The sequence below is a fragment of the Citrobacter sp. RHBSTW-00029 genome (assembly GCF_014104295.1).
GTDB classification, from domain to species: domain Bacteria; phylum Pseudomonadota; class Gammaproteobacteria; order Enterobacterales; family Enterobacteriaceae; genus Citrobacter; species Citrobacter youngae.
In genome coordinates, this window is sequence record NZ_JABXRT010000001.1 from 3,642,633 (window position 1) to 3,657,842 (window position 15,210).

General features: G+C 54.2%; 12 protein-coding genes. 7 read left to right on the forward strand and 5 right to left on the reverse strand.

Going from position 1 to position 15,210, the window contains the following annotated elements; translation table 11 throughout:
• Together tamB and tamA are read right to left on the reverse strand one after the other, a co-directional pair.
• Positions 1-3,777, reverse strand: a complete 3,777-nt coding sequence (tamB, locus tag HV041_RS17680; RefSeq protein WP_121585386.1) for an autotransporter assembly complex protein TamB — start codon at positions 3,775-3,777, stop codon at positions 1-3.
• Complete coding sequence (gene tamA, locus HV041_RS17685; RefSeq protein WP_048212861.1) at positions 3,774-5,507, reverse strand: autotransporter assembly complex protein TamA; 1,734 nt, start codon at positions 5,505-5,507, stop codon at positions 3,774-3,776. The genes tamB and tamA overlap by 4 nt, the downstream gene beginning before the upstream one ends.
• A gap of 211 nt (positions 5,508-5,718) precedes the next feature.
• Between tamA and msrA the strand changes: the two genes are divergently transcribed.
• Together msrA and HV041_RS17695 are read left to right on the forward strand one after the other, a co-directional pair.
• Positions 5,719-6,357 carry a peptide-methionine (S)-S-oxide reductase MsrA gene (gene msrA / locus HV041_RS17690; RefSeq protein ID WP_121585385.1) on the forward strand — a complete coding sequence of 213 codons (639 nt, stop codon included), beginning with the start codon at positions 5,719-5,721 and terminating at the stop codon, positions 6,355-6,357.
• A gap of 152 nt (positions 6,358-6,509) precedes the next feature.
• On the forward strand, positions 6,510-7,847 hold the full coding sequence (locus HV041_RS17695; protein WP_061067115.1) for a hemolysin family protein: 1,338 nt from the start codon (positions 6,510-6,512) through the stop codon (positions 7,845-7,847).
• 65 nt (positions 7,848-7,912) lie between these two features.
• Here HV041_RS17695 and HV041_RS17700 read toward each other — a convergent pair whose 3' ends face one another.
• Positions 7,913-8,119 carry a DUF1107 domain-containing protein gene (locus tag HV041_RS17700; protein WP_003025710.1) on the reverse strand — a complete coding sequence of 69 codons (207 nt, stop codon included), beginning with the start codon at positions 8,117-8,119 and terminating at the stop codon, positions 7,913-7,915.
• A 326-nt stretch (positions 8,120-8,445) separates the two neighbouring features.
• Between HV041_RS17700 and HV041_RS17705 the strand changes: the two genes are divergently transcribed.
• On the forward strand, positions 8,446-9,003 hold the full coding sequence (locus tag HV041_RS17705; protein WP_048212864.1) for a YtfJ family protein: 558 nt from the start codon (positions 8,446-8,448) through the stop codon (positions 9,001-9,003).
• Here the strand turns inward: HV041_RS17705 and cysQ are convergent.
• The gene (gene cysQ / locus HV041_RS17710) at positions 8,993-9,733 is read right to left on the reverse strand and encodes a 3'(2'),5'-bisphosphate nucleotidase CysQ (protein WP_115601090.1); all 741 of its coding nucleotides are present in this window, start codon (positions 9,731-9,733) and stop codon (positions 8,993-8,995) included. The two genes, HV041_RS17705 and cysQ, sit on opposite strands and share 11 nt — an antisense overlap.
• Positions 9,734-9,920: 187 nt before the next feature.
• Here cysQ and cpdB point away from each other — a divergent pair, with 187 nt between their 5' ends.
• Positions 9,921-11,864, forward strand: a complete 1,944-nt coding sequence (gene cpdB / locus HV041_RS17715) for a 2',3'-cyclic-nucleotide 2'-phosphodiesterase (protein ID WP_182294251.1) — start codon at positions 9,921-9,923, stop codon at positions 11,862-11,864.
• A 42-nt stretch (positions 11,865-11,906) separates the two neighbouring features.
• Here cpdB and HV041_RS17720 read toward each other — a convergent pair whose 3' ends face one another.
• Positions 11,907-12,287, reverse strand: coding sequence for a helix-turn-helix domain-containing protein (locus tag HV041_RS17720; protein WP_048213485.1), 381 nt, complete (start codon positions 12,285-12,287; stop codon positions 11,907-11,909).
• 90 nt (positions 12,288-12,377) lie between these two features.
• Between HV041_RS17720 and HV041_RS17725 the strand changes: the two genes are divergently transcribed.
• The 3 genes from HV041_RS17725 to HV041_RS17735 all read left to right on the forward strand — a co-directional run bounded on the left by HV041_RS17725 (position 12,378) and on the right by HV041_RS17735 (position 15,177).
• Positions 12,378-13,226, forward strand: coding sequence for an SDR family oxidoreductase (locus HV041_RS17725; RefSeq protein WP_121585383.1), 849 nt, complete (start codon positions 12,378-12,380; stop codon positions 13,224-13,226).
• 81 nt (positions 13,227-13,307) lie between these two features.
• Positions 13,308-14,132 carry an AraC family transcriptional regulator gene (locus tag HV041_RS17730; protein WP_048213486.1) on the forward strand — a complete coding sequence of 275 codons (825 nt, stop codon included), beginning with the start codon at positions 13,308-13,310 and terminating at the stop codon, positions 14,130-14,132.
• Between the two features lie 76 nt (positions 14,133-14,208).
• Positions 14,209-15,177 (forward strand): DMT family transporter, encoded by a 969-nt coding sequence (locus HV041_RS17735; RefSeq protein WP_121585382.1) that lies wholly within the window; start codon positions 14,209-14,211, stop codon positions 15,175-15,177.
• Positions 15,178-15,210 lie beyond the last annotated feature (33 nt).

Here is a 15,210-nt window from a genome sequence, read left to right on the forward strand (position 1 = left end):
CTAAAACTCGAACTGATAGAGCAAATCAAGTGCCTGATCTACGCCAGACACGGCTTCCAGATATAGCTTAGGCATCAGACGATAACGTAGCGTGAGTGTCGCTAAGGAGTCAAATATACCCACACCATATTTCACCTGCAGACCTGGCAGTACGTATCCGCTGACAACCACCTGAGAGGAGTCACCCACCCCTTGCGTGTCCAGTGCCAGATTGCTTACGCCAAATGTCTCCCCGATTTTACCCACAACCTGACCACTTTGTGCAACCCCCAGGCCAATAAGCATTGAGGTCATCGCCGCGCTGTCGCTCTGCTCGCTGTCCAGCCCTTGTCCGCGCAGCAGGTAGGAAAGCGCCATTTGCTGCGACATTGCCGGGTCAGAGAAGATCTCCGCTTTCGGTTCATCAGCAGTGCCGGTGACGCGAACGCCGGCGATCACATCGTCTTCGGTGGCATCCGGGTTACGAATCGCTTCGATGTTAAGCAACGGCTGATCCGGCGGGCCGGAGAACAACAGCTCGCCCTTACGCACAATCAGATCCTGACCATAGGCATGGAAGCGACCGCTCGGGATATTAATTTGTCCGTTCAGCCCCAGCCCCTGCTTATCCTGCGCAACTTTCAGATCGCCCGTCAGACGTGCTTTCAGACCAAAAGCATCAATACGTACGTTGTTGCCTACATGAATGTTCAGGTTGCTGTTGATCGGAATACCGGCGCTTTGCGGCTTCTCTGGCTGCAGGTTGTCGTTGAGCATGACCATGTCGCTGGACACCCCTACCGCACTTTCCGGCAGGTCGTGCACCACAATACGCGCCCACGGCACATCCACGTTGCCATCCAGGGTAAACAGACTCGGCGTGGCTTCAAAGACCACGTCCGGAGAGACATCCAGACGAACCATCGGCGGCACGGTAATACGAACCCTACTGCCTTTAGCCGCGACCCGCGCCCGCCAGTTGTCTATCTGACTCCAGTCGGCATCGCCGCTCAGGTTAATCTGCCCCTGCTGCGTACGCACCACGCCCGCTAACGTCGAACGCGTTCCGGTGAAGTTAACGGCTAACTGGCTGGGCTGCATGTCAAACGGCATAAAGTTGCCGTCGATATCCAGACCGCTCAGTTGCAGTTGTCCAAGCAGTTGTGGGCTTTGCACATCGCCGCCCAGACGCAGGTTGGCGTTGATCATTCCCGCGGCTTTTTCACCTCTGGAGAAGATAGGGTTCACCATCGCCAGATTGAAGTTGCGGATATTGACGTTACCGCCCAGATTACGTCGTCCCTGCGGATCGGTTACCTGCACCTGGCCGTCGAACTGCCCGTTGTTGGTCAGGCGAATCAGCCAGCCCAGTTCAGCACGGTTGTTGTGCAGGTCAGCGGTCAGATTCAGCGTCTCAAACGCCACCGGTAACACGGCATCGTTTACGCTCTGGGTGACCTTCACGTTACGCCCACTTAGCGTGACCTGTCCCTGCGGCAGCCCCTCTTTGGTGGTGTCCCAGCTCACATCGGCTTTACCGGTGAACACGCCGCTGGCCTGGGTTGTATCCGGCATAAACGGTTTCAGCATTGCCAGATCGAAACGGTTCAGATTCACCACCGCGCGCCCTTCCGCGCCCGCATCAATCGTCTGTGGCACGCACAGTTCCGCATTCGGGTTATTCCAGCAGTGTGGCCCAATGCTGATTTTCTGCTCTTGATTACGGTAATCCAGCGCAATCGCGCGGTTAAGCGACCACGGACCAACCGGCGTCTGGAAGCGGGTATTGCTCAACGCCCCTTTCCAGCGCTGTTCTTTGCGATCGAAGCTGCCTGCCAGATCCAGTTGCCCGGAAACCGGCTCCCCCTGAATGCGTAGCTGTAATTCATGTTGCTTTTCACTGCCTTTCGCGTTGAGCGTCACGAGGCCGATATTCACGTCAGGTTGTACAATCCGCTCTACGCGAACATTGAGATTACCGGCGATTTGCTCGGCCGATTTCACGTCGCCTTCGACGCGTACCTGAGCGACGGAAAGTTCCTGCCAGCGCAGACCACGGGCGGTGATATCCGCCAGCAGCTGTGGTGCTTCAACCGTACCGCGAACTTTTACCAGCCCTTTCGCCGTACCGCCCAGCCCCGGCAGCGCGTTATCCAGGCTTGGAGCATCAATCGTCGCATCCAGATTGAGATCTTTAACCCCCAGTTCACCTTTTACGTCCGCGCTGTTGCGTCCCAGCTCCAGATGCAGGCCCGGAATGATCCATTGCAGGTAACTGTTCCCCTTCAGCGAACCGTTCACATTGACCTTATTCTGTTTTACATTCCCGGTCAGCTTCAGCTCCGGAACCTCCATCTGCCAGCTTCCGCCATACAGACTGCCGCGGGTTTTCACCAGACCATTCAGTTTTGACGGCCAGTCCGGGATCTCTTGTGCCGTATTGATGCCATCCAGCGTCAACTCTCCGCGCCAGCTGATCGCCTGCTGCCAGTCCACCAGCGCTTTCAGCTCGGTTTTTCCTTCCAGCGCCGCAACGCTGAGTTTGTCGAGATTGATCTGCTGTTCGTTGCCTTTAGCGTCCAGCGTGATGGTAGCTGGAGGAATATCCTGTCCCTTCACGGCGGTACGCATCGACAACGTGTAGTCGGTCATCTTGCCGGTCAGCTTGAGCTTGATGTCATCGGCCTGAAACTGTTTGTCGCCGGTAAACGGCCAGTAAATCTGCTTACTCACCACTTCCAGATTGAGCGGCAACCCGGCTTCCGCCAGACGCGTTTGCGCCCGCAGATCCATATCCACCGGACCGGACAGGTTTATGCCGACTTCCAGTTGGTCACGCAGCGCGCCGCCGACCTTCAGCTTCACCTTTTCGCCTTTTAACGGGTCGATGTTCAGCGTGCTGTTTAACGTAATATCGACCGGCCATGTGTCGGTGAGCTGCGCCGTGCCGCTGGCTTTTACCGCCCCCTGATTCGAGTCGATATCCAGCGCGTCCAGCTTCATGTTGCCGTCAATGCTGCTCACTTTCAGCAGCAGGTTATGTACCGTGAGATCCGTATCCCCGGTCACGCGCAGCTGCTCGCCGCGAAATTCTTCAATATTGAGATTGAGCGGCAGATGCACATCGGCCATTTCCGGCAGCACCGGCTTTGAGAACAGATCTTTTAGCGTTTCGCCGAGCGGTTTTTCATCCGGCTGCGGGTTTTGAATTTTTGGTTCAACGACCTCTTCCTGTGCCACTTCCGCCACTTTAGGCAGGGCAATCAGCAACCCCTGCAATGACGTTGGCTTCAGGGTCAGCGTTTTTTCCTGCCAGTTCAGGCCAGAGGTAAAATCCAGCACGGAAACCGTGGTGTCATCAATTTTGATATTGATGTTGTTAAGCGCCACGTGTGAAAGCGTGATGGGGTAAGGCGTGGAAAGGTTAAGCGGACCGCTCTCTTCTTCCTCCACCGACGCTGATGGCGGCATTTTTTTGCTGTCGATCGCTACGTTGATATTTTTCAGCGACAGATCGTTGACGCACAGACTGCTGTTCCACAGGCAATTAAGCCCCACGGCCAGATGTACTTCGCCAGCATTCACCGCCACGCCGGGCTGGTCATAACGAATATTTTTCAGTGATAAATCCCGCCAGCCGCCGGTGACCTGACCGATCTCCAGCCCAGGCACCCAGCGATTAGCTGCCTTGAAGACCAGATGCAGACCGGAGGTTGTCCCCACCAGGAACGCGACGGTACCTAACAACAGCAGGATAACAACCAGTACCCCGAGGCTTATCTTCTTCCATAAACTCATAATTCAGGCCCCAGACCGATGTAAAACTGTAAACCATGTTCATCTTTGTCGCCGACGGGGACGGCAAAGTCGAGCTTGATAGGTCCTACCGGCGACTGCCAGCGAACGCCAACCCCGGCACCGGTTTTGAAATCGCTTTTGCGAATATCGCTAACCGCTTCACCGCTATCGACAAACATCGCGCCCCACCATTTCCCGGTCACGTTGTACTGGTATTCCAGCGAGCCCGTCGCCAGCTTCGAGGCCCCTTTCAGCTTGCCGTCGCTGCCTTCGGGTGAAATAGATTTGTATTTGTAGCCGCGGATACTACGGTCGCCCCCGGCGAAGAAACGCAGATCTGGCGGGACTTTGTCGAAGTCACCGGTTTCAATCCAGCCAAGGTTACCGCGCATCACAAAACGGTGTTTGTCGTACAGTGTACGGATCCAGACGTTCTGCGCCTGGAAAACGGAGAAATCAACGTCTGAACCCCAGGCAGTATTCGAATAGTCAATGGAATAGCGTTGGGAGTCGCCCCAGACGGGCATCAGGCCGCCGCGCGAGCGCGTCCGGCTAATCATCACCCCCGGATAAAGCAGCATGGTGGTATTGGTGACGTTACCCTGGGTAAAGTGGTCGAGGCTCCAGCGCAGGTTGATTGCACGCTGCCAGCCACTCGACAGATCCCAGTAGCGGGAGACCGCGAGCGTGGTTGAGTCCTGCTCGGTGTCGTTTAAATCGGTACGCTTAAAGCCCCCCTGCACCAGGTAATACTGCTCCAGCGGGTTCTTTAACAGCGGCATTTTATAGCTGAAATCAAGGACCTGCTCTGGCGCAGAAATACTGGCACTGGTGGTCAGGCTATGGCCGTAGGAGTTCATCCACGGCTTTTTCCACGAGGTTTTCAACCGCGGTCCCACGTCAGTAGAGTAGCCGGCCCCGGTTTCGATGGTATTTTCGGTGCGCGGCGAGACCACGCCTTTTAGCGGCAGTACTTTGGTTTCACGGGCTTTATCAAATTCAGGCGCCACCACCACGGAATTAAACCATCCGGTTGCCGAAAGGCGACGGTTTAGCTCTGCCAGATCTTTCGACTCGTACTCTTTGCCCTCTTTGAACGGCACCAGGTTTTGCAGGTACTCATCGCGAATTTGCGAACCTTCAAAAGTGACATGGCCAAAGCGGTAGCGCTCTCCGCTGTTGTAATCAATATCCCAGAATGCCTGGCGGCGATCGAGTGCAATTCCGAGCTGACTTTTATTAAATTCGCTGTCGAAATAGCCTTTACGCAATGCCACGCTGGTGAGCGACTTTTTGAAGCTGTCATAATCGCCCTGATTCAGCACGGTGCCGATTGCCGGGCGTGTTTTCAGCAGATCCAGGTAATCTTTATCCGTACGTGCGCCACCGCGCAGAATCACTTCTGTGCCGCCAATCAGCACCGGCTCACCGGGGGTCACTTTGGCAATCAGCACCTGGCGTCCTTTCGCCGGCGGCGGACGCAGTTCAAAATCAATGGTCGGCTCAAAGTAGCCCAGCGCTTTTAGCCCTTCGCGGATAGCATCATCAACGCGCGCACGAAAGCGTCGGTCTGGTGTGACTTCGTCACTTTGAATCGTGGACAGCTGCGCACGGACGTTTTTCTCCAGCGGCCCTGATAATCCTTCGACCTGTAAGCGAACATTCGCAGCAGCGGCGGAGCCACTTAAGCACAGTAATCCCACCCAACATAACTGACGGATATGTGGCACATTTTCTCCTGAATATCCTTTTTTCCACCCCTGGAAAAAAATACTATGCCGTTCCTCGGCTTAACAAAAAATCAACAATAAGAGTTGAAAAACAGACGACAACCCAAATATTTCTTATGTTTAACTCTAGACGCATTCACGCTGTTTATTTTGGGCAAAGACGCGTCTCGTTACAACCTTAACCCAAATGACTGATTTCGGGAGAACGGCCATGAGTTTATTTGATAGAAAGCATCTCGTTACTCAAGCAGATGCCCTACCTGGACGCAACACCCCGATGCCAGTGGCAACGCTGCATGCGGTTAACCAACGTTCGATGACCAACGTGCCCGATGGTATGGAGATAGCTTATTTCGCCATGGGATGCTTCTGGGGCGTTGAACGTTTATTCTGGTCATTACCCGGCGTATATAGCACCGCAGCCGGCTACACCGGTGGCTATACCCCTAACCCAACCTATCGGGAAGTCTGTTCCGGCGATACCGGACACGCCGAAGCGGTACGCGTCGTCTATGACCCGCATGTTATCAGCTACGAACAACTGCTGCAGGTGTTCTGGGAAAATCACGATCCGGCGCAGGGCATGCGTCAGGGGAACGACCAGGGTACGCAGTATCGCTCCGCCATTTACCCGTTAACGCCGGAACAAACCGCCGCCGCACAGGCCAGCCTTGAGCGTTTTCAGGCAGCAATGACCGCCGCAGGCGATGAACGCGATATTACGACGGAAATCAGCACGGCGACTCCGTTCTACTACGCCGAGGACGATCACCAGCAGTATCTGCATAAAAACCCTTATGGATACTGTGGCATTGGCGGCATAGGCGTTTGCCTGCCGCCGCAAGGATAATCGCCGCCCTCTGGCGGCTTTACAGTACCTTACGCTATACTAGCTCCTGAAATTGCCGGTCCACTCCCTTCGGACCGGTTTTCAATGTGTATTTCACACAGATTTATCAATTTATCCCTTCCGAGGATCTGGCCTTAACGGTCGGATAAGATATGTTAAACAGTATTTTAGTCATTCTCTGCCTGATCGCCGTGAGTGCGTTTTTCTCGATATCCGAGATCTCGCTTGCTGCGTCACGCAAAATCAAACTTAAACTGCTTGCCGATGAAGGCAACGTAAACGCACAGCGTGTTTTGAAGATGCAGGAAAACCCCGGCATGTTCTTTACCGTTGTGCAAATTGGTCTTAATGCGGTTGCTATTCTTGGCGGTATCGTCGGTGACGCGGCGTTTTCACCGGCATTTAACGGTCTGTTCTCGAAATACTTCGCCCCAGAGCTGTCCGAACAGTTAAGCTTTATTCTGTCGTTCTCCCTGGTGACTGGCCTGTTCATCCTGTTCGCGGATTTAACCCCGAAACGCATCGGTATGATTGCGCCAGAAGCTGTAGCTTTGCGTATCATCAACCCGATGCGCTTCTGTCTGCTCGTGTTCCGCCCGCTGGTATGGTTCTTTAATGGTCTGGCAAATAACATTTTCCGTCTGTTTAAGATCCCGATGGTGCGCAAAGACGACATCACCTCGGACGATATTTACGCCGTAGTAGAAGCCGGCGCATTGGCAGGGGTTCTGCGCAAGCAGGAACATGAGCTGATCGAAAACGTATTTGAACTGGAATCCCGTACCGTGCCGTCTTCAATGACCTCGCGCGAAAACGTTATCTGGTTTGATCTGCACGAAGATGAACAGAGCCTGAAGAACAAAGTGGCGGAACATCCGCATTCCAAGTTTCTGGTCTGTAACGAAGATATCGACCACATCATTGGCTATGTTGATTCAAAGGATCTCCTCAACCGCGTACTGGCAAATCAAAGCATGGCGCTGAACAGCGGCGTACAGATCCGCAATACGCTGATTGTTCCGGATACGCTGACGCTCTCAGAAGCGCTGGAAAGCTTCAAAACCGCAGGTGAAGACTTTGCCGTCATCATGAACGAGTATGCACTGGTGGTGGGGATTATTACGCTTAATGACGTAATGACGACACTGATGGGTGACTTAGTCGGCCAGGGTCTGGAAGAACAGATTGTGGCGCGTGATGAGAACTCATGGTTAGTTGATGGTGGTACGCCGATTGATGACGTGATGCGTGTGCTGGATATCGACGAGTTTCCGCAGTCCGGCAACTATGAAACCATCGGCGGTTTCATGATGTTCATGCTGCGTAAAATCCCGAAACGCACCGACTCGGTGAAGTATTCTGGCTACAAATTTGAAGTGGTGGATATCGATAACTACAAGATCGATCAGCTGCTGGTGACGCGCCTGGACAGCAAACCTACCGTTCTGGTACCAAAGCTGCCGGATGCAAAAGAAGAGACCAAAGCGTAATCCCGCCAGAAACATCAACGGCTCCCATCAGGAGCCGTTTTTTTAACTACTGCATAGCACTTTGATCAAGCCATCTCAGTTTGCAGACGCAAGACCTGACGGTTAACTTCGGACATAACAGAAAAATGCAGTTTGTCCTTCACTTTTGGGATAAGAATCTTACCCTTATCAAACTCAAAAGCGCCTACGTCCTTGATATATAACCGTCCACGAAACAGGATCTTCACGTACTTCGCCACCTGCAGCGGGTTGTATCGTTGGAAAATTTTCATTGTATCTCCTGCTGAGCGTTACGCCTTTGCGGTACCACAATCGGTCCGACAATCCTCAGGCGCAAATTTTAATGCCTTATGACTATAGACTATCTGAACGATGTTTCCAGCGTGTATAAGTTTATTTACCTTCAGGTTACAATTATTCAGAATTATCTTTTCAACGCTTCGCTGTCTTCAGTATAAGCCTTCATTTTTCGCAGGATTTGTGCGCCCGTCCGCAAACTGGCATCGCGCTTGCGGGAAAAAGCATCATTCGCACATATGATTAAATTCCAGGCCCAAGTGGTCGGATCACCTGCCAAATAAAGAAAGAAGGAAAACCCATGACCTTACAAAAACTGCTGGCCCTATCGTGCCTGCTGCTGCCGATGATTGCCTCCGCACATTCGTTTGAGACTAACCAGCGCGTGCCGCCGGTGGGTATTGCCGATCGCGGCGAACTGATTCTTGATAACGATAAGTTTAGCTACAAAAGCTGGAATAGCGCGCAACTGCCAGGGAAAGTCCGTATTGTGCAACACATCGCTGGACGTACCTCCGCCAAAGAGAAAAATGCGACACTGATTGAAGCCATCAAAGCGGCCAATCTGCCGCATGATAAATACCAGACCACCACTATCGTCAACACCGATGACGCCATTCCCGGCTCCGGTATGTTTGTGCGCAGCAGTCTGGAGAGCAATAAGAAGCTCTACCCGTGGTCACAATTTATTGTCGACAGCAACGGCATTGCGCGTAAGGCCTGGCAACTGGATGAAGAGAGCTCCGCTATCGTCGTTCTCGACAAAGACGGACGCGTACAGTGGGCAAAAGATGGGGCGCTAACGCAGGATGAGGTGCAGCAGGTGATTGCCCTGCTGCACAAACTGCTCAGTAAATAGAGACGCGGAAGCCGGGGTTGAGGAACGATTCACGTGGGGTGTAATCCAGAGGTTTCCCCTGCCAGTCGTGAACGTGCGCTCCGGCTGCGGCAGCAACCGCGTGGCCCGCAGCGGTGTCCCACACGTTTGTGGGTCCAAAACGCGGATACAGTTGCGCCTGCCCTTCCGCCACCAGGCAGAACTTCAGCGAGGAACCAATCGAGGTGGTCTGGTGCTCACCCAACTGTTGCAGATACTCTTTTAACTCATTGTCGGCATGGGAGCGGCTAATCACCACCAGCGGCGGACGCGCATCACGCACCTGGATTTGTTTGCGCACGCCGCACTCTTCTTTCCACGCTTTACCTTCTGCTGCGCTGTACATCACTTTCATTACCGGCGCGTAAACCACGCCCAGAACCGGCTTTCCCTTCTCGATAAGCGCAATGTTAACGGTAAATTCACCGTTACGCTTAATGAACTCTTTGGTCCCATCCAGCGGGTCCACCAGCCAGTAGCGCTGCCAGTGCTGGCGAACATCCCAGCCAGGAGGCGCCTCTTCAGACAGAACCGGAATATCCGGCGTCAGCGCCAGTAATCCCTCAAGGATCACAGTGTGCGCTGCGATATCTGCCGCCGTGACCGGAGAATCGTCCTGCTTGCTGGTAATCTCCATCGGTTTGAGTCCATCGTAGACCTGCATAATGGCATCGCCCGCGTTCCGTGCAAGCTGGCATACATGTTCTAACATTCTCCACCTCGTTTCTTTCGTGGTGTTAACTCGTTGTTTTACTTATACCCGATCGCCAGGGGATCCGCCAACTGTGATAGCGTCTGCGGTTTTAAACGCTATATTCATGTCATGATTCACAGTTCTGTAAGCAAGAAGATTTATATACATTTTCTTTTGTGGCTTAGATCTTAAAAGGATGCCCCTGATGATTAAGTTTAGTGCAACGCTTCTGGCTACGCTGATTGCAGCCAGTGTGAATGCCGCGACCGTCGATCTACGGATAATGGAAACAACTGATTTGCATAGCAATATGATGGATTTCGATTATTACAAAGATACGGCGACTGAAAAATTTGGCCTGGTGCGTACAGCGAGTCTTATCAACGCTGCGCGTGGTGAAGTCAAAAACAGCGTGCTGGTTGATAACGGCGATTTGATTCAGGGCAGTCCGCTCGGGGATTACATGGCGGCCAAGGGGCTGAAAGCGGGCGAAACTCACCCGGTCTATAAGGCGCTGAATACGCTGGATTACGCGGTGGGTAACCTCGGCAACCATGAATTCAACTACGGTCTTGAGTATCTGCACAACGCACTAGCCGGGGCGAAGTTCCCTTACGTTAATGCCAATATCATCGACGTTAAGACCAAAAAGCCGCTGTTTACGCCTTATCTGATCAAAGACACTGAGGTTGTCGACCAGCAAGGGAACAAGCAGACGCTGAAGATAGGCTATATCGGTTTTGTGCCGCCGCAGATCATGACCTGGGATAAAGCCAACCTCAGCGGTAAAGTGACGGTGAACGACATCACCGAAACCGCACGTAAATACGTGCCTGAGATGCGAGCCAAAGGCGCGGATGTGGTGGTGGTGGTAGCTCACTCCGGGCTTTCAGCCGACCCGTATCAGACAATGGCGGAGAACTCCGTTTACTACCTCAGTGAAGTCCCGGGCGTGGATGCCATTATGTTTGGTCACGCTCACGCCGTCTTCCCGGGTAAAGACTTTGCCAATATCAAAGGCGCAGATATCTCTAAAGGAACCCTGAACGGCGTTCCGGCGGTGATGCCTGGCATGTGGGGCGATCATCTGGGCGTGGTCGATCTGGTACTGAATAACGACAGCGGGAAATGGCAGGTCACCCAGGCGAAAGCCGAAGCACGTCCGATTTATGACGCGGCGGCGAAAAAATCACTGGCCGTTGAAGATAAGAAAATCGTTGAGATCCTGAAAGCCGATCACGATGCCACGCGCGAGTTCGTCAGCAAGCCAATCGGTAAAACCGCCGACAACATGTACAGCTACCTGGCGCTGGTGCAGGACGATCCGACTGTGCAGGTGGTGAATAATGCGCAGAAAGCCTATGTAGAGCACTTTATTCAGGGCGATCCGGATCTGGCGAAGCTGCCGGTGCTTTCCGCCGCCGCGCCGTTTAAAGTGGGTGGGCGTAAGAACGATCCGGCCAGCTTTGTTGAGGTGGAAAAAGGCCAGCTTACCTTCCGTAACGCCGCCGACCTGTACCTTTATCCCAATACCCTGGTGGTGGTAAAAGCCAGCGGTAAAGAGGTGAAAGAGTGGCTGGAATGTTCCGCCGGACAGTTTAATCAGATTGATATCCACAGCAGCAAACCACAGTCGTTGATTAACTGGGATGGCTTCCGTACCTATAATTTCGACGTGATTGATGGCGTGAATTATCAGATTGATGTTTCACAACCCGCCCGCTACGACGGGGAATGTCAGACCATTAATCCGAAAGCGGAACGTATTAAAAATCTGACCTTTAACGGCAAACCAATCGATCCGAATGCCACCTTCCTCGTCGCGACTAACAACTACCGCGCCTACGGCGGTAAGTTTGCCGGAACCGGCGACAGCCACATCGCGTTTGCTTCTCCGGATGAAAACCGCTCGGTGCTGGCCGCGTGGATTGGTGTGGAGACGAAGCGTGCCGGTGAAATTCACCCGGCGGCAGATAACAACTGGCGTCTGGCGCCAATTCACAGCGATACGCCACTGGATATTCGCTTTGAAACATCACCGTCTGATAAAGCCGCGGCGTTTATCAAAGAGAAAGGGCAATATCCGCTGAAGAAAGTCGCGACCGATGACATCGGTTTCGCCATTTATCAGTTGGATTTGAGTAAGTAACTTTAGTGCCGGATAAGGCGTTAGCCGCCATCCGGCAATACTTTACGCCGCCCGCTCTTCCCGCTGCGCTAAAACCTGCGGCAAATTCAGTTCTATCCAGTCCGCCAGTGCGGCGACTTTATCGCTCACCTGCTCACCCAACGACGTCAGGCTATACTCCACATGCGGCGGTACGACCGGATACGATACCCGGTTGATAAACCCGTCCTGCTCCAGCGCTTGCAGAGATTGCGCCAGCATCTTTTCACTGACGCCGCCCATCTTACGGCGCAAATCGCTGAACCGGTGCGTACCGTCGCGCAGCGCCACCAGAATCAATACGCCCCAGCGGCTGGTGACGTGTTTTAACACCTCGCGGGAGGGACACTGTTCGGCAAACAAGTTGCCATCGCGTAACTGCTGGGAGAGCGTCGAAGCTGTCATTTTCATACTAACCTTTTTGTACGTACTTACTAAAAGTAAGTTTAGGTGTTAGCGTGATTAAACACAAGACCAATACCAGGGAGTCACCCCATGATCGCGATTACCGGCGCCACCGGCCAACTGGGCCAACACGTTATTGAATCTCTGCTGAAAACCGTTCCTGCCAGCCAGATTGTGGCAATCGTGCGTAATCCCGCTAAAGCGACGGCGCTTAGTCAGCAGGGCATTACCGTTCGTCAGGCGGATTACAGCGATGAAGCCGCCTTTACAACTGCCTTGCAGGGTATCGACAAGCTACTGCTGATCTCGTCGAGCGAAGTGGGACAACGTGCCCCGCAGCATCGCAACGTGATTAACGCAGCGAAAGCCGCTCACGTGAAATTTATCGCCTACACCAGCCTGCTGCACGCCGGCACCTCCCCGTTGGGGCTGGCTGATGAGCATGTGGCAACCGAGAAGATGCTGGCTGAATCCGGTATCGCCTACGCGCTACTGCGTAACGGCTGGTACACCGAAAACTATCTCGCCAGCGCCCCGGCCGCGCTGGAACATGGCGTGTTTATCGGGGCTGCAGGTGAAGGCAAAATTGCCTCAGCGACCCGTGCCGACTATGCCGCTGCCGCCGCGCGCGTCATCAGTGAAGACGGTCACGCCGGTAAAACCTATGAGCTGGCGGGCGACGCAGGCTGGACCCTGAGCCAGTTGGCTGCCGAACTGGCAAAACAGAGCGGTAAAAAAGTGGTGTATCAGAACCTGAGCGAAACTGACTTTGCCGCCGCACTGAAGGGCTTTGGTCTACCAGCCGGGCTGGCGGACATGCTGGCTGACTCAGACACTGGCGCCTCCAAAGGCGGTCTGTTCGACGACAGCCATACGCTAAGCAAACTGATTGGTCGCCCGACCACCTCGCTGGCTGACAGCGTCAAAGGCATCGTGTAAGTGTTAAAAATTAGTTAATTGTGGTGGCATCCCCGCGCATCCTCTCTGATAATGACAGGATGATGCGTGGGGAGAGAAAACGTGCAAGGTGTACCTGAGCAGTTTATTGATGAGAAAGACAGCGCCCGCTTTCGCCATCTGGCGCAGGTGCCGGGCGTAGAGCTGTATCATGCGCACATCTCACGTTACGCCTTTGAGCCGCACACCCATGAAGCGTTCGGCATTGGCGCGATAGAAGCCGGAGCCGAGCGTTTTCGCTATCGCGGCACGCAGTACGTGGCCCCCGCCCATTCCGTCGTCACCATGAATCCCGATGAGCTGCATACCGGCGAGGCCGAAACCGCCGACGGCTGGCGCTATCGGATGATTTATCTTGAGCCCGATCTTCTGGAAGAGGTCACCGGGATCCGCCACTGGTGGTTCCATGACGTTACCCGTCACGATCCGCTGCGCTCGCGCCAGATCTGCTCGTTGATCCACGGTCTGTGGAACACCGAAGATCCGTTGGCGCAAAAAGGACTATTACTCGATCTGATCGACACGTTCCAACCGCTGGCCCGCCATGCGCCGGTATTGCCGGAGGGGGCGCATCGCTTTGAACGCGTGCGCGAGTATCTGCACGATAATTACATGCACCCGGTCACGCTCGATGAGCTGGCGCGGGTTGCATCGCTGAGTCCCTGGCATTTTCAGCGCCAGTTCAAATTGCATTTCCACGTCACGCCGCACCAGATGCTGATGGCGATCCGTCTGTGGCGAGCCAAAGGTTTTCTTACCTACGGTATGCCCGCCGCAGAGGTCGCCGCCGCAACCGGCCTCACCGACCAGTCGCATCTCACCCGCGCCTTTACCCATCGCTACGGCATTACGCCGGTACGTTATCAGAAACAAGTCGTCCGGCGTTGATCAGCAATCTCATACAATACGGCGGCATTTTTCCTGCCTACACTCGACCTTATGTTAAGCGATGTGGATGTCAAAAATGATTAGCGGTGTGTTGTATGCCCTGCTGGCCGGGCTGATGTGGGGACTAATTTTTGTTGGACCGCTGATCGTTCCGGAATACCCGGCGGTGTTACAGTCGATGGGGCGTTATCTGGCGCTGGGGCTGATCGCATTGCCGATTGCCTGGCTGGGTCGCGGACGACTGCGTCAGTTGACGCGCAAAGACTGGGTAACCGCTCTGGCGTTAACCCTGATGGGCAATCTGATTTATTACGTTTGCCTGGCAAGCGCTATCCAGCGCACCGGCGCACCGGTCTCCACGATGATTATTGGTACATTGCCGGTAGTGATCCCGGTCTTCGCTAACCTGCTCTACAGCCAGCGTGATGGCAAATTATCATGGTGGCGTTTGTCGCCTGCGCTGGTGTTGATTGGTATAGGCCTGCTGTGCGTGAATATCTCGGAGCTGAATCAGGGACTCCCTGACTTTAGCGGCTGGCGATATGGCTCTGGCATCGCACTGGCGCTGATTTCAGTGATGTGTTGGGCGTGGTATGCGCTGCGTAATGCCCGCTGGCTGCGCGAGAATCCGGATAAGCACCCGATGATGTGGGCGACGGCCCAGGCACTGGTGACGCTGCCTGTTTCTCTGCTCGGCTATATTGCCGCCTGCCTGTGGCTGAACGGGCAAACGCCGGACTTCGCTCTGCCCTTCGGTCCGCGTCCAGGCGTGTTTATCGGCCTGATGATAGCCATTGCGGTATTGTGTTCTTGGGTTGGCGCACTGTGCTGGAACGTCGCCAGCCAGAAACTGCCGACGGTGATCCTCGGCCCGTTGATTGTCTTCGAAACGCTGGCTGGCCTGCTGTACACCTTTATTCTGCGCAAGGAATTTCCGCCGCTGCTGACGGTAAGCGGTATTGCGCTGCTGATAATAGGCGTGGTGATTGCGGTGCGGTCAAAACCGCAGAAACCGGCGGTAGTGCCGGTTTCGGGGGATGCCTGATGGCGCTGCGCTTACCAGGCCTACAAGGACTGT

Excerpts from the sequence above, each read along its gene's own strand:
- HV041_RS17700 (WP_003025710.1), bottom strand. The coding sequence starts at position 8,119 with ATGAAAATTTTCCAACGATACAACCCGCTGCAGGTGGCGAAGTACGTG.
- HV041_RS17720 (WP_048213485.1), bottom strand. The coding sequence starts at position 12,287 with ATGACAGCTTCGACGCTCTCCCAGCAGTTACGCGATGGCAACTTGTTT.
- cysQ (WP_115601090.1), bottom strand. The coding sequence starts at position 9,733 with ATGTTAGAACATGTATGCCAGCTTGCACGGAACGCGGGCGATGCCATT.
- cpdB (WP_182294251.1), top strand. The coding sequence starts at position 9,921 with ATGATTAAGTTTAGTGCAACGCTTCTGGCTACGCTGATTGCAGCCAGT.
- HV041_RS17705 (WP_048212864.1), top strand. The coding sequence starts at position 8,446 with ATGACCTTACAAAAACTGCTGGCCCTATCGTGCCTGCTGCTGCCGATG.
- HV041_RS17725 (WP_121585383.1), top strand. The coding sequence starts at position 12,378 with ATGATCGCGATTACCGGCGCCACCGGCCAACTGGGCCAACACGTTATT.
- tamB (WP_121585386.1), bottom strand. The coding sequence starts at position 3,777 with ATGAGTTTATGGAAGAAGATAAGCCTCGGGGTACTGGTTGTTATCCTG.
- msrA (WP_121585385.1), top strand. The coding sequence starts at position 5,719 with ATGAGTTTATTTGATAGAAAGCATCTCGTTACTCAAGCAGATGCCCTA.
- HV041_RS17735 (WP_121585382.1), top strand. The coding sequence starts at position 14,209 with ATGATTAGCGGTGTGTTGTATGCCCTGCTGGCCGGGCTGATGTGGGGA.
- HV041_RS17695 (WP_061067115.1), top strand. The coding sequence starts at position 6,510 with ATGTTAAACAGTATTTTAGTCATTCTCTGCCTGATCGCCGTGAGTGCG.